Annotated in this window: 14 protein-coding genes and 1 pseudogene; 9 read left to right on the top strand and 6 right to left on the bottom strand. The window is 63.0% G+C overall.

Annotated features, from left to right (window positions below):
• The first annotated feature begins 31 nt into the window (after nt 1-31).
• The gene (locus tag ACB039_RS05740) at nt 32-1,456 is read left to right on the top strand and encodes a PTS transporter subunit EIIC (RefSeq protein ID WP_270824272.1); all 1,425 of its coding nucleotides are present in this window, start codon (nt 32-34) and stop codon (nt 1,454-1,456) included.
• Here ACB039_RS05740 and ACB039_RS05735 read toward each other — a convergent pair whose 3' ends face one another.
• A complete protein-coding gene (locus ACB039_RS05735; RefSeq protein WP_270824273.1) occupies nt 1,457-2,329 on the bottom strand; it encodes a LysR family transcriptional regulator in 873 nt (290 codons plus the stop codon).
• Between the two features lie 100 nt (nt 2,330-2,429).
• On the opposite strand from ACB039_RS05735, the gene ACB039_RS05730 reads away from it, so the two are divergent.
• The 3 genes and pseudogenes from ACB039_RS05730 (at nt 2,430) to ACB039_RS05720 (ending at nt 5,660) form a co-directional block, all read left to right on the top strand.
• A complete protein-coding gene (locus tag ACB039_RS05730; RefSeq protein WP_270824274.1) occupies nt 2,430-3,446 on the top strand; it encodes a zinc-binding alcohol dehydrogenase family protein in 1,017 nt (338 codons plus the stop codon).
• A gap of 532 nt (nt 3,447-3,978) precedes the next feature.
• A complete protein-coding gene (gene prmA / locus ACB039_RS05725; RefSeq protein WP_268434843.1) occupies nt 3,979-4,857 on the top strand; it encodes a 50S ribosomal protein L11 methyltransferase in 879 nt (292 codons plus the stop codon).
• Nucleotides 4,858-5,110: 253 nt separating this feature from the next.
• A pseudogene (locus ACB039_RS05720) lies at nt 5,111-5,660 on the top strand (sugar O-acetyltransferase).
• Nucleotides 5,661-6,026: 366 nt separating this feature from the next.
• Here ACB039_RS05720 and ACB039_RS05715 read toward each other — a convergent pair.
• Entirely contained in the window at nt 6,027-6,575 is a 549-nt protein-coding gene (locus tag ACB039_RS05715) for an NAD(P)H nitroreductase (protein WP_005326541.1), read from the bottom strand.
• 143 nt (nt 6,576-6,718) lie between these two features.
• The gene (locus tag ACB039_RS05710) at nt 6,719-8,746 is read right to left on the bottom strand and encodes an NADPH-dependent 2,4-dienoyl-CoA reductase (protein WP_005326538.1); all 2,028 of its coding nucleotides are present in this window, start codon (nt 8,744-8,746) and stop codon (nt 6,719-6,721) included.
• A 306-nt stretch (nt 8,747-9,052) separates the two neighbouring features.
• On the opposite strand from ACB039_RS05710, the gene sppA reads away from it, so the two are divergent.
• Complete coding sequence (gene sppA, locus ACB039_RS05705; RefSeq protein ID WP_005326536.1) at nt 9,053-10,897, top strand: signal peptide peptidase SppA; 1,845 nt, start codon at nt 9,053-9,055, stop codon at nt 10,895-10,897.
• Between the two features lie 64 nt (nt 10,898-10,961).
• On the opposite strand, the gene ACB039_RS05700 is transcribed toward sppA, so the two are convergent.
• Nucleotides 10,962-11,519, bottom strand: a complete 558-nt coding sequence (locus tag ACB039_RS05700; protein ID WP_005326535.1) for an NUDIX domain-containing protein — start codon at nt 11,517-11,519, stop codon at nt 10,962-10,964.
• Nucleotides 11,516-12,319 carry a DUF2989 domain-containing protein gene (locus ACB039_RS05695; RefSeq protein WP_041205173.1) on the bottom strand — a complete coding sequence of 268 codons (804 nt, stop codon included), beginning with the start codon at nt 12,317-12,319 and terminating at the stop codon, nt 11,516-11,518. The genes ACB039_RS05700 and ACB039_RS05695 overlap by 4 nt, the downstream gene beginning before the upstream one ends.
• Before the next feature lie 210 nt (nt 12,320-12,529).
• Between ACB039_RS05695 and ACB039_RS05690 the strand changes: the two genes are divergently transcribed.
• Nucleotides 12,530-13,963, top strand: a complete 1,434-nt coding sequence (locus ACB039_RS05690; protein ID WP_005326532.1) for a glyceraldehyde-3-phosphate dehydrogenase — start codon at nt 12,530-12,532, stop codon at nt 13,961-13,963.
• 34 nt (nt 13,964-13,997) lie between these two features.
• Nucleotides 13,998-14,276: a YeaC family protein gene (locus ACB039_RS05685; RefSeq protein ID WP_041205171.1), complete on the top strand. Its 279-nt coding sequence runs from the start codon at nt 13,998-14,000 to the stop codon at nt 14,274-14,276.
• Nucleotides 14,277-14,499: 223 nt separating this feature from the next.
• On the opposite strand, the gene ansA is transcribed toward ACB039_RS05685, so the two are convergent.
• Nucleotides 14,500-15,507: an asparaginase gene (gene ansA / locus ACB039_RS05680; protein ID WP_005326528.1), complete on the bottom strand. Its 1,008-nt coding sequence runs from the start codon at nt 15,505-15,507 to the stop codon at nt 14,500-14,502.
• Nucleotides 15,508-15,939: 432 nt separating this feature from the next.
• Here ansA and gltS point away from each other — a divergent pair, with 432 nt between their 5' ends.
• Together gltS and ACB039_RS05670 are read left to right on the top strand one after the other, a co-directional pair.
• Nucleotides 15,940-17,139, top strand: coding sequence for a sodium/glutamate symporter (gene gltS, locus ACB039_RS05675; protein WP_005326527.1), 1,200 nt, complete (start codon nt 15,940-15,942; stop codon nt 17,137-17,139).
• A gap of 176 nt (nt 17,140-17,315) precedes the next feature.
• Complete coding sequence (locus tag ACB039_RS05670; protein ID WP_371165279.1) at nt 17,316-17,654, top strand: hypothetical protein; 339 nt, start codon at nt 17,316-17,318, stop codon at nt 17,652-17,654.
• Nucleotides 17,655-17,704 lie beyond the last annotated feature (50 nt).

The raw sequence follows: 17,704 nt of genomic DNA, 5'->3' as shown, positions 1-17,704 counted from the left end.
TGTGCGCCACGTCACAAAATACCGCGCCCTTATGCCAGTTCAGAACGCCAGAAAGATCCTGACCCAGTCCCTGCAACGGCTCGGTTATGCCCTGTTGCTGCCCGTCTCCATCCTGCCGCTGGCGGCCCTGCTCTATCGGCTCGGCCAGCCGGACGTGCTGGATCTGGCGGTGCTCTCCCTGGCCGGACGCGCCCTGTTCAGCCAGATGCCGCTCATCTATGCGGTGGCCATCGCCTTCGGGCTGAGCCGGCAGGGGCAAGGGGCGCAGGCCCTGGCCGGCGCGGTCAACTTCCTGCTGCTGAGCTCGGCGCTCGCCACCCTGCAGCCCGGTCTGCATGCGGACATGATCTGCGGCCTGCTGGCGGGCCTGACCACCGCCATGGTCTGCTCCTGGACCCGCAACCTCACCCTCCCCGGCTGGCTGCGACCGCTGCAGGAAGAGCTGCCCGGCCTGCTGCTCTCGGCCCTGGCCAGCCTGCTGCTGGTCGTGCCCCTGGCCCTGCTCTGGCCGCTGCTGGAGCAAGGCATCACCCTGCTCGCCTCCGACCTGCTCACCACGCCGTTTGGCGCCTTCTGCTACGGCGTGCTGAACCGGCTGCTGATCCCCCTCGGCCTTCACCAGGTGCTGGGCAGCCTCATGGGGCTGGGGGAGAGCAACCTGCAGGCGCTCTCCGCCGCCCAGCCGCTGCACGAGGGCTATGTGGCGGGTCTCTATCCGGTCATCATGTTCGGCCTGCCCGGCGCCTGTTTTGCCATCTGGCTCCATCGCCAGCGGATGCGGCGCCTGCCGCAGGGGGGCTTGCTGCTCACCCTGGCGCTCACCTCGGCCCTGGTGGGGATCACCGAACCCATCGAATTCCTGTTCGCCTTCACCGCCCCCTGGCTGTTCCTGGCCCATGCCCTGCTGACCGGGTTGTCGCTGGCCATCTGCAGCGGGCTCGGCATCCAGGTGGGCAGTTACTTCTCCGCCGGGCTGCTGGATCTGGTGCTCAGCTACGACTCAGGTGAACACAGTTTCTGGCTCATTCCCCTCGGCATCCTGTTCTTCGTCATCTATGCCCTGGTCTTCTCCCGGCTGCTTGAGTACGCCCCCCTCAGCCTGCCGAGCAAGCCCATCGCCGAGGAGCTGCCCCAGCTCGCGACCGTGGCCCCCACGGATCCCCAGATGCTGGCCATCCAGTACCTCAAGATGCTGGGAGGCATGGACAACCTGCAGGCCATGAGCGTCTGCCTGACGCGCCTCAGCCTGCGGGTGCGGGAGATGGCGCTGGTGGATCAGTCCCGTCTGGCCAGGCTCGGCTGCCTCTCCTGGATCCAGCTCAACGAGCATCAGCTGGTATTGGTGCTGGGCCCCAACGCCGGTCTCATCGAGGGGCAGATCCGCATGCTGGCAGAGCGACAGTCAGTGCCGCTCGGTCTCGAACCCGGTCAGGCCCCCCTCAGCCAGCACCGCTGATCAGGCGAAGGGCAGCCGCTCGGCGACGAAGTCCATCAGGCTGCGCAGGGCGGGTGCCAGATGCTCGCGGCTCGGGTAGATGAGATAGAAGGGATTGGGGGGTATGGGGTGATCCGGCAGCACCTTCAGCAGGCGCCCCGCCGCCAGATCGTCCCGGCAGACATGATCTGGCAACAGGGCTATCCCCCCTTCGTGGAGCGCCAGCTCCCTCAGCGCCAGCAGGCTGTTGCTGATGCAGGCCCCCTGCGGCCGCCAGCCCCCCTCCAGCAACGGCCATACCGGCAGCGACGTGTGCACCAGGCAGACATGCCCCCCTAGCTCAGTCAGTTGCTGCGGCGTGCCCTGGCTCGCCAGATAACCCGGGGCCGCCACCAGATGGCGCGCCACCTGGCCGATGCGCCGACAGATGAGGCTCGAATCTTTGAGCGGCGCCGCCCGCAGCGCCAGATCGTAGCCCTCCCCCACCAGATCCAGCTGCTCGTCGCTCAAGGTCAGCTCCAGCACCACCTCGGGATAGAGGGCACGAAACTCGGCCATAATCCGGCCAAGCAGCAGGGTGCCGGTCGCCTCGGGGGCGGTGATCCGCACCCGACCCGCAGGGGCCGAGCGCAACCTGGCCATGGCCAGATTGGCGCTTCTCGCCAGGGCCAGCAGGGCCTGGCAATGTTCCACATAGACCTCCCCCTGGGGAGTCAGGCTGAGCCTGCGGGTGGTGCGCTGCAACAGTCGCACCCCGAGCCGTGATTCGAGGCGTGAGATCTTCTGGCTCACCGAGGACTTGGGCATGCCAAGCACCTCGGCCGCCCCGGTAAAACTGCCCTGCTCCACCACGGTGGCGAACAGCCCCATCAACTCCAGTTCGACATTGTTCATATATACAAACAGTCTGTCCCGATTACCCATCTTAATCGAAATAATCAACCAGACTAGACTCGCTGGCAATCCCACTCATAGCGATTTGAAAGGAACTGCCATGAAAGCCATCGCCCTCACCCATTATCTGCCAAGCGATCACCCCTACTGCTTCATCGAGACTGAACTACCGGATCCGACCCCGGGCCCACGGGATCTGCTGGTGAAAGTAACGGCAACCTCGGTCAACCCGGTGGACACCAAGGTACGCGCCCCCAAGGCCAAGGTAGAGAGCAATCCTCGGGTGCTGGGCTGGGATGCCGTGGGGGAAGTGGTGGCCGTGGGCCACGAGGTGACCCTGTTCAAGACGGGGGACAGGGTCTGGTATGCCGGCGACATCAGCCGCCCCGGCAGCAACAGCGCCCTGCAATTGGTGGATGAGCGCATCGCCGCCCTCGCCCCCAAGACCCTGAGCGACCTGGAAGCCGCCGCCCTGCCCCTGACCGCCATCACCGCCTGGGAAACCCTGTTCGAGCGCATCGGCCTCAACCGCGAAAGTACCGGGCGACTGCTTGTCATAGGTGGCGCCGGCGGCGTCGGCTCCATCGCCATCCAGCTGGCACGCCAGCTCACCGGGATGGAGGTGATCGCCACCGCCTCCCGACCTGAAACCCGTGACTGGTGCCTGGCCATGGGCGCCCACCAGGTAGTGAGTCATCACAACCTGCAGGAAGAGCTGGCCGGCCTTGGCATCAGCCAGCTCGATGCCATCTTCTGCACCAATGCCACCGAGCAGCACTGGGCCGCCATGGCGAGCCTCATTCGCCCCTTCGGTCACATCTGCACCATTGCCGAATCCAGCGAGCCCTGGGATCTGGGCCTGCTCAAGGCCAAGAGCGTAACCTTCAGCCAGGAGTTCATGTTTACCCGCTCCCTGTTCCAGACCCCGGACATGATCGAGCAGCACAAGCTGCTCGGCCGGGTCGCCGCCCTGCTGGACCAAGGGGTGCTCAAGAGCACGCTCACTCGCACACTGCCCGAACTGACTCCGACCAGCCTGGCACAGGCCCATAGCGAGCTGGAGGCGGGCCGCATGGTGGGCAAGCTGGTGATCGACATGAGCGGCTTTGCCAACTGAGGTCCATGCAGCCAGGGATCCCCACAGCCATGCGACCTATTCCCTTATAGGTAAAAAATGCACCATCATGGGGTGAAATCACCAGTGACAAGCCCCAAGAGTGCACAGCCCCACGGCCGATCTGTGCCCCTGACGGGCCCTTCCCCCGAAAAAACCATAAAAAGAGGCCATCCCGCCGGGATGGCCCTTAAAACCTGAACGTTGGGGTAACAATCACACACATATCCTTATGCAGGACATGTGGAACTTTGCAGATTGCGTGCCAATGTCTGCTTTTATACGCAAAATGACCGTTTTTCAGCGCACCGGCATAAAAAAAGCCACCCGAAGGTGGCTGAAAAAGATGACGGAACTTCATAGAGCAAAGCATACAGCGGGAACAAGTTGCTTCCCGTCACCCAGTAAGGAATACATTAACCGTGCCAACTTGGCAGAGTTGCCTTCCTTCCCCATCCCATCATGGGCAAACCACGACAGCACAGGCCCATGATGATAGAATCCCGCGGTTTCACATTTATGAAGAGTCGACCCCATGCCCTGGATACAAATTCGAATCAACGCCACCGCCAAGACTGCGGACAAGGTGAGCAACATGCTGCTGGGGCGTGGAGCCCAGGCGGTGACCTTTATGGATGCCCAGGATGTGCCCGTCTACGAGCCACTGCCTGGTGAAACGCCGCTCTGGGGCGAGACCGAGGTGATGGGGCTGTTCGATGCCGAAACCGACCCGGCCCCCACCATCGCCTTCTTCCAGCAGATCTTCGGGGAAGACGTCGGCTACAAGGTTGAGCAGCTGGAGGACAAGGACTGGGTGCGGGAATGGATGGATCACTTCCACCCGATGCAGTTCGGCAAGCGGCTCTGGATCTGCCCGAGCTGGCGCGACGTGCCGAATCCCGATGCGGTCAACGTCATGCTGGATCCGGGCCTGGCCTTCGGTACCGGCACCCACCCCACCACAGCGCTCTGCCTGCAGTGGCTGGATGGGCTGGATCTGGCCGGCAAGACGGTGGTCGACTTCGGTTGTGGCTCCGGCATCCTCGGCATCGCCGCCCTGAAACTCGGCGCCGCCCGGGTCATCGGCATCGACATCGACCCGCAGGCCATCCAGGCCAGCCATGACAACGCCGAACGTAACGGCGTCGCCGGCCAGATCGAACTCTACCTGCCTGCCGACCAACCGCAAGACGTCGAAGCTGACGTGGTGGTGGCCAACATACTGGCCGGCCCGCTGCGCGAGCTGGCGCCGCTCATCGCCGGCCACGGCAAGCCCGGCAGCCTGATGGCGCTCTCCGGCGTGCTGGAGAGCCAGGCCCCGGAGCTGGAGACCATCTACAGCCAGTGGTTCGACATGGACCCGACCGCGGTGAAGGAAGAGTGGTGTCGCCTCTCAGGCCGCAAGCACGGCTGATAGAGACCGTCATCTTGATGCCTGCGGTCACAAAGACGGCTGATAGAAAGCAGCTATTGCGGCGGCAACACTGCGGTCGCAAGCACGGCTGATAGCAACAGGTATCCTCTATACCCAACAAGGGCACCCCAGGGTGCCCTTGTCGTTTCCCGGCGCCAGCTGCGCGCCCTTCTGCCCACTCTGGGGAGAGCCTCACGCTTCTATTGCCCTTGATGGCTTATCCTCTCCTCCTTCACCCCATTGAGGCCTAGCCATGACCGAATACGAAAAGATGATCGCCAGCCAGCCTTACAACTGCATGGCCCAGGAGCTGGATGCGATACGCCGGGAGACGGCGTTCCGCCTATCGCCGCTTCAATCGCGCGGAAGAGGAGCAGCAGCAGTTGGCGCTGCTCAAAGAGATCGTCGGCGAGCTGGCGGAGGGCGCCTTTATCTGCCCGCCCCTCTACTGCACCTATGGCCGCCACATCCACCTTGGCGAGCGCAGCTACATCAATATGGGGGCCACCCTGCTGGACAACGCGCCTATCCGCATCGGCGCCGATGTCATGATAGGGCCGAACGTACAGATCTATACCGCCGCCCACGCGCTGGACGCCGATGAGCGCATCCAGGGGGTAGAAACAGCGCTGCCGGTGACCATAGAGGACAGGGTCTGGATCGGTGGTGGCGCCATCCTGCTGCCGGGGGTCACCATAGGACGGGAGGCCATCGTCGGTGCGGGCGCAGTGGTGACCAGAGACGTCCCTGCCGGAGCGCGGGTGGTGGGCAACCCGGCCCGCATCCTGCCCGCCAGGGCCTAGATGCCAGTGACCGGCAGCTAGGGGCCCACAGACGCCGTGGTGCTGATGCAGAAAACCGCCCATAAAAATAAAGCCCAATGTCATAACGACGCTGGGCTGTAAAAAGGTGCTACGGAATTGCGACTCTCATCGCAGAAAATTAGAAGGGGTCACCTTCTAAACTGGCAGTGGGATAATAACGGGGCGCAAACGTTTTACATAGGGTAATCAACCAGGATTGAGAACAGCCTCTCACTATTCAAAAAATGTCCGGCCAACCCCCTACCCCCCTCTTGGCAAGCCTCCAATTTTGAGTACAGCCCGATGTCGTTCCGGGGGAAATAAAAAAGCCCTGAATATTCAGGGCTCTTGTGCATTATCTTTGACTCAGAAGCGACGTACGAAGTCGGCGATCGGCAACTCCCGCAACTTGCGCGCCTCCAGCATGGGGGTGCCCAGGTAGAGGAAGCCCACCAGTTGATCGTCCGGTGCCAGCCCCAGCCCCTGATTGATCCCCTCGTCGAAGATGAACCAGCCGGAGCGCCAGATGCCGTTGAACCCCTGTGCCTGGGCCGCCATCTGCATCGCCATCAGGGCGCAGCCAGCGGAGAGCTCCTGCTCCAGTTTAGGTACCTTGGGGTGCGCCTGATAGCGGGTCGCGACGGCCACCACCAGGGGCGCTCGCAGGGGCGCCTCACTGCATTTCTTGATGCTATCTTCATCCTCGCCGCGGGTGCGAGCGGCGTCCGCCAGCAGGGTCCCCAGACGCTCACGCCCCTCCCCTTCAAACAGGATGAACTGCCAGGGAGTCAGGGTGCCGTGATCCGGCGCTCGCAGGCCGGCCTTCAAAATATTGTCGAGCACCTCGCCACTCGGGGCCGGGGTGGTCAGACGGCCACAGGAGTGGCGGTTGAGTAACAGGGAGAGGGCATCCATGGTCAGTTCCTTATCAGGAGGCAATGATGGCGCTACCTTAGCACAGCCCGAAGGGGAGCACAGCCAGGGCCGGTCGGCACCACCAATGATAACCCCCTGATAGTCAGGGGGTTATCATCATGCTGTCGGCTCAGGCCAAGGCGCTAGATGACGGACGCCAGCTCGGCTCCCTGGCGGATGGCGCGCTTGGCGTCCAGCTCCGCCGCCACGTCGGCACCGCCTATGATATGCACCGGCTTGCCCGCCGCCTGCAGGCCGGCCTGCAGCTCCCGCAGGGGCTCCTGTCCGGCGCAGATGATCACCTGATCCACCGGCAGGCACTGTCTGGCTTCCCCCACCTGGATGTGCAGCCCTTCATCGTCGATGCGCAGGTACTGCACGCCGGAGAGCATCTGCACCTTGCGGTTCTTCAATACGGTGCGGTGGATCCAGCCTGTGGTCTTGCCGAGGCCATCCCCCACCTTGCTCTCCTTGCGCTGGAGCAGCCAGATCTGGCGCTCGGGAGCGTCGATCACCGGCGTCATCAGACCGCCGCGCTCGCCGAGGCTCTTGTCGATGCCCCACTCCCTGAGCCAGTGATCGCGATGATGATCCGCGCTCCCCTCCGCCTTCTTCTCCACCAGGAACTCGGCCACGTCGAAGCCGATGCCGCCGGCCCCGATCACCGCCACCTTGTCGCCCACCGGCTTGCCATCGCGCAGCACGTCGAGGTAACTCAACACCTTGGGGTGATCGATGCCGGGAATGTTGGGGGTGCGCGGTCGTATGCCGGTGGCGAGGATCACCTCGTCAAAACCACCGCCAAGCAGGCTCTCGGCGCTCTGGCGCTGGCCCAGATAGAGTTCGACGCCGCACTTCTCCAACCGTCTGGCGAAATAGCGCAGGGTCTCGTGAAACTCCTCCTTGCCCGGGATCTGCTTGGCGAAGTTGAACTGGCCGCCTATGGTCGGCGCCTGATCGAACAGGCTCACCTGATGGCCGCGCTCGGCGGCGTAGCAGGCGAACGCCAGCCCGGCCGGCCCGGCCCCCACCACCGCCAGCCTCTTGGGCTGGGGCACCCGGCCGAAATTGAGCTCGGTCTCGAAGCAGGCGCGGGGATTGACCAGGCAGGAGGCGCGTTTTTGCTTGAATACGTGATCCAGGCAGGCCTGGTTGCAGGCGATGCAGGTGTTGATCTCGTCCGCCCGGTTCTCGGCGGCCTTGATGACAAACTCGGGATCCGCCAGGAAGGGGCGCGCCATGGAGACCATGTCCGCCTCCCCCTGCGCCAGGATGCGCTCGGCCACCTCGGGGGTATTGATGCGGTTGGTGGTGATAAGCGGCACTGTGAGGTGCTTTTTCAGCTCGGCGGTCACCCAGCTGAAGGCGCCGCGCGGCACGCTGGTGGCTATGGTGGGGATGCGCGCCTCGTGCCAGCCGATGCCGGTGTTGATGAGGCTCACCCCGGCCTGCTCCAGCGCCTTCCCGAGCGCTATCACCTCCTCTAGGGAGGAGCCCTTCTCCACCAGATCCAGCATGGAGAGGCGGAAGATGATGATGAAGTCGCTGCCGACCCGCTCGCGAATGGCCCGCACGATTTCCAGCGGAAAACGCATGCGGTTTTCGCTGCTGCCACCCCAGCCGTCGCTGCGCTGGTTGGTGCGCTCGCAGATGAACTGGTTGATGAGATAGCCTTCCGACCCCATCACCTCGACACCGTCATAGCCCGCCGCCTTGGCCAGTGCCGCGGTCGAGGCGAAGTCCCGTATGGTGCCACGGATCTGCCGCTCACTCATGGCGCGCGGCTTGAATGGAGAGATGGGAGCCCGGATGGCGCTCGGCGCCAGGCTGAACGGATGATAGGCATAGCGACCGGCATGGAGGATCTGCAGGGCTATCTTGCCCCCCTCCTGATGCACGGCGCCGGTCACCTTCTTGTGCTTGGCGACCTGCCAGGGGAAGCTGAGCTGCGAGCCATGGGGCACCAGGCGCCCCCGCAGGTTGGGGGCGATGCCACCGGTGACGATGAGGGCGACACCGCCGCGGGCGCGCTCGGCATAGAAGGCGGCCAGCTTGTCAAAGCCCCCCTTCTCCTCCTCGAGGCCGGTGTGCATGGAACCCATCAATACCCGGTTCTTGAGCTGGGTAAAGCCGAGATCCAGGGGTGTCAGCAGCGTTGGATACAGGCTCATGACGCACTCCTTTTAGAGGCAGACGCACAAGATGCCGCCAGCACATGGTGACGAAGAAGGGGACTGCGGGGGGTCAGCAACGTCGGGTAGCGGCTCACAGGGCCTCCAGTTAATTTTTTGTTATCAAACTGAGGCTAGAGTAAAGAATCGAAAATCCTTTTTCAAACAAATGTTTGGACATTTTTTCGGCGAACAGCCGTATCCCGAAGCCAGGGGGGGCGATCCCAGCCAAGCGAAAATGGCAATTGGCGGGTCAACTGGTTAATAATGCCCTTCTCTACCCATTAACAGGGCGTTAGCACGGCTATGTCTATTTTCAAAGGTCTGGGGTGGCTGTTTCGCAGCCTCTGGCGTCTGCTCAACTTTACCCGCTTGATGCTGGTCAATCTGCTGTTTCTCATCGTCGTGCTGGTCATCGCCTTCAGCCTCAACCAGAGCGAGACCCCCAGCACCCCCATAGAGGGCGCCCTCACCCTCAATCTCGCCGGCGTACTGGTGGAACAACGCACCCAAACCGATCCGACGGTGCAACTGCTGAGACAGGTGGAGAAAAGCGACGATCAGCCGAGCGAAATCGTGCTCTCCGACCTGTTGTGGGCCATCAAGAGCGCCGGGGATGACGATCGCATCAAGGCACTGGTGCTCAAGCCCCAGGGGCTGCAGGGAGCCAGCCTCTCCAAGCTGCAGGAAGTGGCAAGCGCCATCGACGCATTCAAGGAGAGCGGCAAACCGGTCATCGCCATGGCCGACTACTACAGCCAGGGCGCCTACCTGCTCGCCGCCCACGCAGACCACGTGCTGCTCAACCAGAGCGGCGCCGTGCTGATCGAAGGCTTTGGCGTCTACCAGACCTACTTCAAGTCGGCGCTGGAGAAGCTCAACGTCACCCCCCATGTGTTCAAGGTCGGCACCTACAAATCCTTCGTCGAGCCCTATACCCGGGATGAGATGTCCCCCGAGAGCAAGGAGGCGAACCAGCGCTGGCTGGATCAGCTGTGGCAATCCTATGTCACCGACGTGGCCGAGCAGCGGGAGATAGAGCCGGATGCTGTCGCACCAGACAAGGATCACTTCCTCGAGCTGCTGCGCAAGGCCGGTGGCAATGCCGCCAGCTACGCCCTCGACAACGGCCTGGTGGATCAGCTCGCCACCCGTGACGAGATGACCCAGGCGGTGATCAAGGAGGTGGGCGAGAGCGAGGATCACGGCTGGAAAGGGGTCGGCCTGAAAGAGTATCTGGCCGCCATCCCCGAGCAATATCCCCAGAGCGGCAAGGATGAGGTGGGTCTCATCACCGCCAGCGGCGCCATCATGGACGGGGTGCAACCCGCCGGTACCATAGGCGGCGACAGCCTGGCCGATCTGCTGGCCGAGGCCCGCCGCGATGACCAGGTGAAGGCCGTGGTGCTGCGGGTCGACAGCCCGGGTGGCAGCGCCTTCGCCGCCGAGCAGATCCGCGCCGAGCTGCTGGCCCTGAAGCAGGCTGGCAAGCCGGTGGTCATCTCCATGGGCAGCTACGCCGCCTCCGGTGGCTACTGGATCTCCGCCGATGCGGACAAGATCTTCGCCTCCCCCACCACCCTCACCGGCTCCATCGGGGTGTTCGGCATGTTCGCCACCATCGACAAGGCGCTCTCCCAGTACGGGGTGCACACCGACGGCATCGGCACCACGGACTTCGTGGGGATCGGGCTGACCCGGGCCCTGCCGGAGCACGTCGGTCAGGCCATCCAGCTGAGCGTGGAAGACACCTACCAGCGCTTCGTCGGTCTGGTCGGCAAGGGCCGGGGTCTGAGCCCGGAAGAGGCGGAGAAAGCCGCCGAAGGCCGGGTCTGGACCGGCCTGGATGCCAAGGCGCTGGGGCTGGTGGACGAGTTCGGCAACCTGGACGACGCCCTCAAGGCCGCCGCCGAGCTCGCCAACCTCAAGAGCTGGCAGGTCACCCCCATAGCGCCGGAAGAGTCGGCAAGGGACAAGTTCCTGCGCGAGCTGTTCGACAGCAGCGCCCAGGCGCTGGCCCCGCACCTGCAAAGCTGGCTGCCCGCCGGGTTGGGCAAGGCGCTGGTGGAGATGAACCGCAGCCTGGACCCGCTGACCCGCTTCAATGACCCGCAAGGCACCTACGCCTTCTGCCCGGTCTGCGTGCCCTGATCCGGCAGCGACAATAAAAAAACCGCCGAATGGCGGTTTTTTTATCCTCAGAACCCCATGGCGGTCAGCTCAGCAGACCCGCATCCACCCAGTGCTGCAACTCGGCCAACACCCTCGTCTCGCGCACCGTCCACTGGGGGCAGGGGCCAGCCAGCTGGGTCTTGTTGGTCTGCAGAGCCTCTTCCAGTGCGAACCAGCCCGGGGTGAAACCAAGGCGTATCTCGTAGGGTTGGGGGCGCGGCTCGCTCCACGCCTCCCCCACCTGGCAGAGGTAATAGAAGGAGCGGATGCAGTAGGCGTCGTAGTCGGCCTCGCGGGCGGCGCGAAACTCCCGGGTCTGCCCGAGCAGCAGACCCACGGCCACCAGCTCGGCGCCGCACTCTTCCCGCAGCTCCCGGGCCAGGGCGGTACTGTGGCACTCCCCCGCCTCTATGCCGCCCCCGGGGAACATCAGATCCCCGTTGACGCGAGAGTGCACCAACAGCAGTTCATCCCCGCGCATCACCACGGCCCTGACCGTGGTCCGCTCGAGCACCCGCCCCTCGCAGGGAACCTGACCATGGACGAGGCGGATGTCGAACGCATGGGCCCATTCACGGGCACTGGGTGGTAGCGGGATCATGGGGCCTGGTAGCTCCCTTCCCTGAGGGCGTCGACTATGGTGGCGGCCGCCTGATCCAGCCTCTCCTGCTGCTCCTTGCCGATGGCGTGGTAGATCCCGAGGCGGGTGGACGACACCTCGGGGGTCTCCTGAAACGACTCGCTCACCTTGCCCCACTGATAGGCCAGATCAAATGCTTTCTGCCCCATGTAGAGGGTGCTGAGGGCGGTGAGGATCCGGCTGTTGACCTTGTCCCCTTCCCCGTAGAGGGAGAGTGCATGGTGCATCAAGGCGATGGCCTTCTGGGGCTCGCTCTTGGCATAGATACCCCCCAGGGCCAGCTGCAGCTCCGGCTCCTCGAGGGCGGGGGTACCTTCCAGCGCAAGGAAGCTGGCACGGGCCGCTGGATTGGTGTTGTTGGTCCAATGCCAGAGCAGCAGATAGGGATCCTGGGAACCACGGGTCTGCGCATCCAGCTGCGCCAGCTGAGCGCCGGCGGCCAGCATGCCCTCCACCCTGGGGCTCTTCTGCTCGCGGGCCCGCTTGTATTCGATGTTGGTGGAGTGCTCGGCACACTGCAGATAACGCTCCAGGCCACGCATCAACTCGTACTGGCGTCTGTCCGTGCCCTCCTCCTGGAGGTAGTAGCGGGCACGGATGACATCGCTGCGCTCATGGCGACACCAGCCGTCGTCCACCAGATCCTCACACAGAGTCGGGGATTGGGAGCAGATGTTGTGGATCCTGTCGTCGTCGCAGGCCATCAGCGTCAGACAACAGGCGAGGGGGAGCAGTAACGGACGCTGTGAGAATAGGGTCATGGTTCACATCTGGTTGGTAACAATCGCAACCCGCACTGGCCACCGCCAACTAGCAAACAGGCTACATATCCATTACAATGCGCGCGCCGTATAAGGCCGCGACTGCAGAATAATATAACGAAACCGTCAGCCCTACACTGATCTGCATTCGACGAATGTCAATTTGCCCAGGCAACTTGCTTCAACAACGTGAAATAAAGGATCTGGTTAATGACCCACGAGCACTACTTGCAGGCGTGGCAGGAGAGCCAGGAGCTCGCCGAAGCCATGCAGCCCTTGATTGGTCGCCTCTACCGCCAGCAAGGGATAGAGATCACCCTCTACGGGCGCCCGCTGCAGAACGCCTCCACCATCGACATCCTCAAGGCCCACCGGGTCGTTCGCCGCCACCAGGGCGCCCCCCTCCCCATCCAGCAAAGCTTCCCCCTGCTCCAGGCCATGGTCGCCCTGAACCCGACCGCCGCCGAAGTGGACCTCGGCAAGCTGGCGGTGGGTTACTGGCAGGATCACCAGGATGAAGCCGGCATAGACGACTACCTGCGCGCCAAGCTGGCCCCGGCCCTGAACCGGGCCAGCGTGCCGGCACCGACCGACGTAGTGCTCTACGGCTTTGGCCGCATCGGCCGCCTGCTGGCCCGGCTGCTGATCGAGCGTACCGGCGGCGCCAACTCCCTGCGGCTGCGCGCCATCGTCGTGCGCGGCGGCCGCGAGGGGGATCTGGAGAAGCGGGCCAGCCTGCTGCGCCGCGACTCGGTGCACGGCCCCTTCAACGGCTCCATCGAGGTGGATAGTGAGCGCAGCGCCATCATCGCCAACGGCACCTTCATCCAGGTGATCTACGCCAACAGCCCGGCCGACATCGACTACACCGCCTACGGCATCGACAATGCGCTGATCGTCGACAACACCGGGGTCTGGCGCGACGAGGCAGGCCTGTCCGAGCACCTCAAGGCACGCGGCGCCGCCCGGGTGCTGTTGACCGCTCCCGGCAAGGGGGAGATGAAGAACGTGGTGTTCGGGGTCAACCACGAGGTGATAGGCCCGGATGACAAGATAGTCTCCGCCGCCTCCTGCACCACCAACGCCATCACCCCTGTGCTCAAGGTGATGCAGGACAAGTTCGGCATCCGCCACGGCCACGTGGAGACGGTGCACTCCTACACCAACGACCAGAACCTCATCGACAACTATCACAAGGGCGAGCGCCGCGGTCGCAGCGCGGCCCTCAACATGGTGATGACCAGCACCGGCGCCGCCAAGGCGGTGGCCAAGGCGCTGCCGGAGCTCAAGGGCAAGCTGACCGGCAACGCCATCCGGGTGCCGACCCCCAACGTGTCCCTGGCCATCATCAACCTGAGCCTGGAACAAGCCACCGACAGAGAGAGCCTCAACGCCTATCTGCAGCAGATGGCCCTGAGCTCGGCCCTGCATCGCCAGATCGATTTCAGTGCCAGCACCGAGCTGGTCTCCTCCGACATGGTGGGTTCCCGCTTCGCGGGCATAGTGGACTCCCAGGCCACCATCGCCGAGGGGGATCACTGCGTGCTGTACGTGTGGTATGACAACGAGTTCGGGTACAGTTGTCAGGTAGTACGGGTAATGGAGCAGATGGCCGGCGTAGTCCGTCAGGATCTGCCCGCCTGATCCCTTCATGGCTCAATTTTCAAGGAGAGGCCGAATGTCGTTTCAACAGGTGATAGGGCAGATGCCCAAGGAAGTGTACGAGCGGCTCAAGACCGCGGTCGAGCTCGGCAAATGGCCGGATGGCCAGCCCCTCACCGACGAGCAGAAGGCCACCTCGCTGCAGGCCGTGATGGCCTGGCAGGCGATGCACCTCGAGAATCCCGAGCACATGAACATAGGCCGCGACGGCGAGATCGTGATGAAGAGCAAGAGCGAGCTCAAACGCCAGTATCGCGATGAGGAAGAGATAGTCCGTATCGATCTCAGCCACTGAGCCTGACCCGCCCGCCACAACTAAAGAGGGGAGCCATTATGGCTCCCCTCTTTTTCCACTCTCCCCCATGGTGGGGAGGTCAGAAGCTGTTCACGACCTGTAGCGAGAAGGCGTCAGCAAGGTGAAGAGCAGCGCAGGAACCGGAGCGTATAGATATACGTGAGGATTCCGAGCAGCACATGAGCCTTGATCACGGCTTCGCAGTAAGATCATGGGCAGTTTCTCAGGGCGTCAGCTCGCCGCGCAGGGACTGCTGCATCAGCTCACGGATGCGCGGCGCCGGCAGATCCTGGCTCAACAGGAAGTGCAGCTTGGTGAGCGCAGCCTCGGCGGTCATGTCAAAACCCGAGATGACCCCGGCCCGAGACAGCGCGTTGCCGGTGGCATAGCCCCCCATGTTGACCTTGCCGTGCAGACACTGGCTCAGGTTGACGATGATGACACCCCGGGCCGATGCCTCGGAGAGCAGCGCCAGCATGGCCGGGTTCTGCGGCGCGTTGCCCACCCCGAAGGAGAGCAGGATCAGCGCCCGCACCGGTTGCTGCAGGATGTTGGCGATCACCTCCGCCGAGATGCCGGGATAGAGGGTCACCACGCCGATGGGCTGGGGGGTGATGTCGTGTAGCACCAGCGGTCGCTCGGACGGCACGCCCAGTTCCCCCGCTTCCAGGGAGATGGCGATACCGGCGTTGAGCAGCGGCGGGTAGTTCGGTGAATCGAAGGCGTGGAAGCCGTCCGCGTGCACCTTCTTGCTGCGGTTGCCGCGATAGAGCTGATTGTTGAAAAACAGCGTCACCTCGTGGATCGGGTAGTTGGCCGCGATGTAGAGGGCGTTGAGCAGGTTCTGCTGGCCGTCGGAGCGCAGCTCGGCGAGCGGGATCTGGGAGCCGGTGATGATGACCGGCTTGTGCAGCTCCTCCAGCATGAAGGAGAGCGCAGACGCGGTGAACGACATGGTGTCGGTGCCGTGCAGGATCACGAAGCCGTCGTACTGCTCGTAGTTGTCACGAATGTCCTCGGCGATGCGCTGCCAGTCCGCCGGGGTCATGTCGGAGGAGTCGATGAGGGGGGCATATTCGTGAATATGATAATCCGGCATCTCGGGCCGGTGGAACTCGGGCATCCGCGCCAGACAATCTTCCATGAAACCCGCCATCGGCACATAACCGTGGTCGGAACGCTGCATCCCTATGGTGCCGCCCGTGTAGGCGATATAGATAGACTTCTTCACACCCTCTCCTCTCTCTGGACTGACAACCGGCAGACATTTAAAGGCTTAGCCGGTTCCTTCACTTCCTATTCCGGTGCCGCTCATGGGCGGGAAACTGGCGAATTATAGAGACTGCCGCTGCAAATGACAGCAGTCATTGTTGCGGGTCGAAGCACGCCCAGCGCACAGTGTTAAATGCTAGGTTGATGCACTGTTTTGAGCATTAATATGATGAACATGGATATAAACGGTGATTTTTGCTACTATCCGGCGAATTTTTCATAAATGTCATCTGGATGCCTGATGAAATCGGGCTCGCATCGATCCCATTTTTGCCTGGGACTGGGCCCGTGGCCCCCTCTTGAACTGGCGCCTGCGCCACACTGTTTCATCCCGGCTGAATCTGTGCGTCTTTCTCGCCAAAGACACAGCCGATCAACATGGGAGTACCGCATGATACAACTTGATTCCTACGCCACCCTGGTCGCCGCCACCCTGGTGCTGCTGCTTGGCCGCCTGCTGGTCAACCGGATTGGCCCCCTGCGCACCTTCAACATCCCCAAACCGGTGGCAGGCGGCCTGGTGGTCGCCCTGGTGCTGCTGCTGCTGCGCTCCACCATGCAGCTTGAACTGCAATTTGACACCACACTGCAAACCCCGCTGATGCTGGCCTTCTTCGCCTCCATCGGCCTCTCCGCTGATCTGGGCAGCCTCAAGCGCGGCGGCAAGGCGGTGATCACCTTCCTGCTGGTGGTCACCGGCCTGCTGCTGGTGCAAAACAGCCTGGGGGTCGGTCTGGCCACCCTGCTGGGTCTGGACCCGCACATGGGGCTGCTGGCCGGCTCCATCACCCTCTCCGGCGGCCACGGCACCGGCGCGGCCTGGGGCTCCATCTTCACCGAGAAGTACGGTGTGCAATCCGCCGCCGAGCTCGCCATCGCCTGCGCCACCTTCGGTCTGGTGCTGGGGGGACTGATCGGCGGTCCTGTCGCCCGCTACCTGGTGAAGAAGGTGCAGGTGCCCGGCGAGGAGCACAACCGGGACGGCGCCCCCCAAGGCTTCGAGATGCCGGACATGGAGCGACCGCTGACCACCTTCAGCGTGATCGAGACCCTGGCCCTCATTGCCATCAGCCTGAAGGGGGGCGAGATGCTCTCTCTCTACCTCAAGGGCAGCGCCCTGGAGCTCCCGGTCTTCGTCTGCGTGCTGTTCGTCGGCGTGCTGCTGCGCAACCTGCTGACCCTGCTGAACTGGCACGAGGTGAGTGATCGGGAAGTCTCCCTGCTCGGCAACGTCAGCCTGTCGCTCTTCCTCGCCATGGCGCTGATGAGCCTGAAGCTGTGGGATCTCGCCAGCCTGGCCCTGCCCATCTTCATTCTGCTGGCCGCCCAGACGGTGGCGATGGCGCTCTACGCCATCTTCGTCACCTTCAGGGTCATGGGCCGCAACTATGACGCGGCCGTGCTGGCGGCGGGCCACTGCGGCTTCGGTCTGGGGGCCACTCCCACCGCCATCGCCAACATGCAGGCCATCACCCAGCGCTTCGGCCCCTCCCACCTGGCGTTTCTGGTGGTGCCCATGGTGGGTGCCTTCTTCATCGACATCATCAATGCCGTGGTGATCAAGCTGTTCCTGGCCCTGCCCTTCCTGTAACTCCCGTCCTCTCAGACGTAATATGCGCAAGAACCCTCAGCCCGGAGGATTCTGGTGACCAAAGCCCCCTCTTTTTGCAAAGAGGGGGCTTTTTGCTCAATAGGAGTCAGACAGCGACCGCATTGATCACCTTCCACTACTATTGGCATACGACGTAGTCAATGCGAGGTGGTGCGGTGAGACTCAATAGTCTGCGCAATAAAGTGTCTCTCTATCTTCTGCTGCTGATCTCATGCGCAGCAGCCATCAGTTATGGCGTCAGCACGGCTGTACTCTCTGCCAATACCCGGATTTTAAACGAGCATAATCAGCAAGCAGCCCTGGATCGTGCACAGCAGTACATTGAATCCATGCAGAAAAGCCTCATGGTCAGCACACGGGACTATGCCGAATGGCGAGACTCCATTCGCTTCATCAATGGCAGCTTGCCCACTTATCTCGACGAGAACTTCAACTGTAGTGGTCTAATCATCCCGGACACCATTTTAGGTGGTACAGTCGCCACCATGACTTGAGGTGTTCAATGACAAGATTACGTCGCTCATTTACTGCTGAATTCAAACTC

The organism is Aeromonas sp. S2(2024), assembly GCF_041402505.1.
In the GTDB taxonomy this organism is placed as follows: Bacteria; Pseudomonadota; Gammaproteobacteria; order Enterobacterales; family Aeromonadaceae; genus Aeromonas; species Aeromonas media.
Note: the sequence above shows the minus strand (reverse complement) of the source record. Positions and strands in the feature narration are given on the sequence as shown.